Source organism: Phormidium pseudopriestleyi FRX01 (genome assembly GCF_017313335.1).
Classification (GTDB): domain Bacteria; phylum Cyanobacteriota; class Cyanobacteriia; order Cyanobacteriales; family Laspinemataceae; genus Laspinema; species Laspinema pseudopriestleyi.
Window position 1 is genome coordinate 1 of record NZ_JAFLQW010000171.1, and the last position, 4,186, is coordinate 4,186.

Consider the following 4,186-nt stretch of genomic DNA (forward strand, 5'->3'; position numbering starts at 1 on the left):
TCTTTAGAGCGCGAGGCTACCAGCCCTACCGTGTTTCTCTTGTGTTTGATGAAACCTGAAACATTCAACCCCAATCAGGTCCTTGAGAGATTTCCCATAAATATAAATTCTGAGAATCAGAAACTGGGTTTCTGGCCCTAATTTGGGGCGAATTGGCCTAACTTTTCTTAAGGTCTATCATAACTGGATTTGGTATTACATAGACCGGGGAAACTCCACAAAAATAACCAAGCCAGGGGCTTGGTTATCCAGGGAATATGCCCTCGAAGTCGAGGGACCGGATCCCTATCGAACCAACAAGGGGATCCAGAAATCTGGAAGGGGGGGGAAACAGAGGAGGCAGTCGGAGGGTGTCTGCCGTTCCCCCACCTGTGAATTGAGCGATCGCTCGTGAACAGAGACCGATGATTCGGGAACCTAGTAGTGATTGGCACAGCGCATCACTTCTCCTGAGATTCAGTATTACGAGATTGCCAAGCCTTTTCCAGAAGTGCCGACCACCGCTTTTGAACCTGTTTGGGGGTGCATTTAATCTCTTGAGCGATTTCGGCATCACTGGCCCCAGAGCGCTTCAGCTTCAAAAGCTGCTGCTGTTCTTCCGAGAGTTCCCCGAGGAAAGTATCCCACTGCTGCAAAGGCATTCCCAGATTTTGATCCAAGTCAGCACCGAGCCATTGATGGACCAGTTTCCAATGTCCAGAACGAGCAAACTTTTCAACGTGGTACTTGAACCGTTGTTGTAGGTAGTCGCGCTGACGAGTACTCAGACCGAGGATTTCGTCGATTTCCGGAGCGGCCAAATCTTGCAGTTTTAGCACTAAGTAATCGATACAGTCGGATTGACCTTGAGACTCCAGGTATTGAATCAACTCAGCGACAACGCGATCGCGCAAGACTGCCTCGGCTGGGTCCACCATCTCAGAAATCATTTTTTCCCGGACCTGCTGTGCCGCGTAGGAGCGACTTTGAACCTCGGCATCTTCACCCTTGGGAAACTCGATCGCCTGTTCGATATCCACCAGAGTTTCCGGGGGTTGACCCTGAGCGAACCCTTGAGCACGCAGGACAATCAGTTGTTGATTGTAGCGACCCGGTAAGGTAATCCGACGCTTGGCGTAATGTTCCGTAAACGCCATATACTCTGCCAGTTCTAACTGAGTCCGAGGGGTGTAGGTTAGGGGCATTTCATGTTCACGACGGAATGCACGCAACACCTCGATATAGAACCCTTGCAAGAAATCTTCGATTAAAGTGTATCGCGCTTGGAAACTCAGACGAGAGTGCAGGTGAGCAACGTGACGGTAAACCATCGAGCTGAGTTGAGCATGGAGGTCCACCCGACCTTGACGAGAACCGAGCTTGTAGTAATGTAAAGACTTTTGCAAGCGATGGCGGGATAGAGTAATCTGCCAGGAGCGAACTTCACCGGAATTTTGAATCCGATTGCTTTTCCGGCAAATCCGTTCCACCTCTTTGGCAATCCGTAAGGCCACCTCTTGGGCGCTTTTCGAGCCGCTGCCGCTTTTGAGCTTTTGGCTGAGTTCATCGAGGATTTGCTCGCTCAACTGTTCTGTGTCCATTCCGAGTACCAGGATGGGTTCTTCGGTGGGGTCTCCAGATTGGGTCTCGACTTGAGGAGTGCCTGCGGTTGTATGAGGAGCAGGAGGAACTTGAGAATCGTTTTTCCGGGAATTGGACGAATTGGCTAGTTTAACGTTCATGAGTTTTGCCTCGGGTAACGCACCGGACTAAAGAACCGCAGACATTGGGGGAGAGGAGGAGAGGGTCGCTTGTCGGTAGAGCCTCTTGCTTCGTTCCCTGCGCTGTCTACACTTAGACTGTCCCAAGATTGAGCCGACTTTGGTGGGGAGAAGATCCCTCTTTCTAAACCGGCATACTGCTACAACGGGACAGGATGCACCACTGTCTGTTCTTTTTCGGTTGCGATCGCCATAAGGCTAAGGTTTTACGGGTGGACAGTGGAGAAAGTGGTTGATTCGCTCCACTCCGCATTGACAACTGGCACATAGGTATCATTTAAAACTTGGATATCAAATCTCCGTGATCCTCTTCGTTGGAGAACGCGGTTCATCCGGATCCAATGGTGAGCAATATTAAAAGAGCCCTGGCATCCTTCACGATGCCAGGGCTCTTTTATTAACCCAATACCCTCTCAAATCACACTCGCAACCAATTCAGCCCCTAAACCCTCGCGCACGATCGCCGGTTCGTTGTCGGTTAAATCGAGAATGGTAGAGACTTGATATCCCGGATCTTCTCCAGTATCGATAATCACATCCACCAGCTTTTCCACTTGGTCAAATAACTCCGCCTTACCGATGAAACCATCGTGTTCAAGATTACTGGGCAGATGCGCTGAAGTCGAAATAATCGGATTTCCCAGGGCACTGAGTAAATCTAAGCACACCTGATTGTCTGGAACGCGGATACCCGTGGTTTTCCGTTTAGGGTCCATCACCAGCTTCGGGACCAGCTTCGTTGCCGGGAGCAAAAAGGTGTAGGGTCCCGGAATCAGACGCTTGATAATGCGATAGGCTGAATCGGTGACTGTGGCGTAGGCCGCAATATTGGATAATGAAGGACACAGAAAGGTTAACGGCTTCTCATTCGAGAGTCGCTTGATCTGCCTAACTCGTTCGATCGCACCTTTAACGGTAATATCACAGCCGATCGCATAAACCGTATCCGTGGGGTAGAGCATGACTGCACCGTTTTGCAGCGCATCCACCACTTCTTCGATTTTGCGAACTTGGGGGGTTTCCGGATGAATTTCGTATAGAGTTGCCATAATCGGTGAATTCAAATGTGACAATTAACTTGGACTGGATTGCCCATCAATTAGTCATTTGTCATTTGTCGTTTGTCCTTTGTCAAGGGACCAGTGACCAATGACCAATGACAAATGACCAATGACAATTTCGCGAACAATCTAGGCTCTTGACTATTTATTGTGCGGATTGATGAAAAAAATTGCCTATCTTCAATGTCCCACCGGCATTGCTGGTGATATGTTCCTTGGCGCACTGGTGAGCGCTGGGGTTCCGTTTGATTATCTCAGGGAGCAACTCGACTGCCTCGGTATTGGTCCGGAATACCAACTCAGGCAAGAATGGGTGCACCGCAACACCCAGCAGGCGATGAAGATTCATGTGGATCTGGTTGAGACTGTTGCTCAGTCTAATCCAGATTCGGGCGATCGCCACCATCATCATGAGCATGAGCATCATCATCACCCCCATAAGCATGAGCATGAGCATCATCATGAGCATGAGCATGATCACAAACATCATCACAGTCATCACCCGACTCGCCACTTACCGGAAATTGAGGCGCTGATTCAAGGGGCGCAGTTACCGAAACGGGCTGAAACCTGGAGTTTGCAAGTCTTTCGGACTTTAGCCGTTGCCGAAGGGTCGGTACATGGGATTGCGCCGGAACAGGTGCATTTCCATGAAGTGGGTGCAACCGATGCGATCGTAGATATTGTTGGGACTTGCTTGGGATTAGATTGGTTAGGAATTGAGGAGTTGTATTGCTCACCGTTGCCTACGGGAGGGGGTACAGTATGGGCAGCACATGGACGATTGCCGGTGCCAGTGCCTGCGGTGCTCTCGTTATTCCAATCGCGCCAGGTGCCGGTTTATAGTAATGGGATTGTCCAAGAATTAGTCACCCCAACCGGCGCGGCGATCGCCGTTACCCTCGCCACTGCCTTTGGGAATCCGCCACCGATGACGATTCGTGCCATCGGATTAGGTGCCGGTTCTCGGGATTTGCCGATTCCCAATATCCTGCGTCTGTGGGTTGGAGAGTTAACCCACAATCCGCCCGAATCTAATGTGACTGAAACCATTTCGGTCCTGGAAACTCAAATTGATGATGCTAATCCCCAGGCGATCGCCTATACCTTAGAGCGATTATTTGCGGAGGGTGCTTTGGATGCCTTTACGGAGGCGATCGCGATGAAAAAATCCCGAACCGGCATCTTGCTGACAGTGATTTGTCATCCCGAACAACAAAAAGCCTGTGAAGCGGTGATTTTTCGAGAAACACCTACCTTGGGGATTCGGATTTCGACCCAACAGCGATCGATTTTGCATCGGGAACTCCACACTGTTTCCACCCCATTCGGGGAAGTGCGGGTCAAGGTTGCCACGGATAGTCA

3 protein-coding genes are annotated in these 4,186 nt (G+C 50.3%); 1 reads left to right on the plus strand and 2 read right to left on the minus strand.

The genetic code is table 11. The annotated features are described in order from the left end of the window. Positions 1 to 440 precede the first annotated feature (440 nt). Both J0895_RS06270 and J0895_RS06275 read right to left on the minus strand, forming a co-directional pair. On the minus strand, positions 441 to 1,721 hold the full coding sequence (locus J0895_RS06270; protein WP_207087254.1) for a HetZ-related protein: 1,281 nt from the start codon (positions 1,719 to 1,721) through the stop codon (positions 441 to 443). 452 nt (positions 1,722 to 2,173) lie between these two features. Next, the gene (locus J0895_RS06275; RefSeq protein ID WP_207087255.1) at positions 2,174 to 2,809 is read right to left on the minus strand and encodes an L-threonylcarbamoyladenylate synthase; all 636 of its coding nucleotides are present in this window, start codon (positions 2,807 to 2,809) and stop codon (positions 2,174 to 2,176) included. A gap of 172 nt (positions 2,810 to 2,981) precedes the next feature. On the opposite strand from J0895_RS06275, the gene larC reads away from it, so the two are divergent. Then, positions 2,982 to 4,186, plus strand: a 1,205-nt coding sequence (gene larC, locus J0895_RS06280; protein WP_207087256.1) for a nickel pincer cofactor biosynthesis protein LarC, incomplete at its 3' end; no start/stop codon positions are given.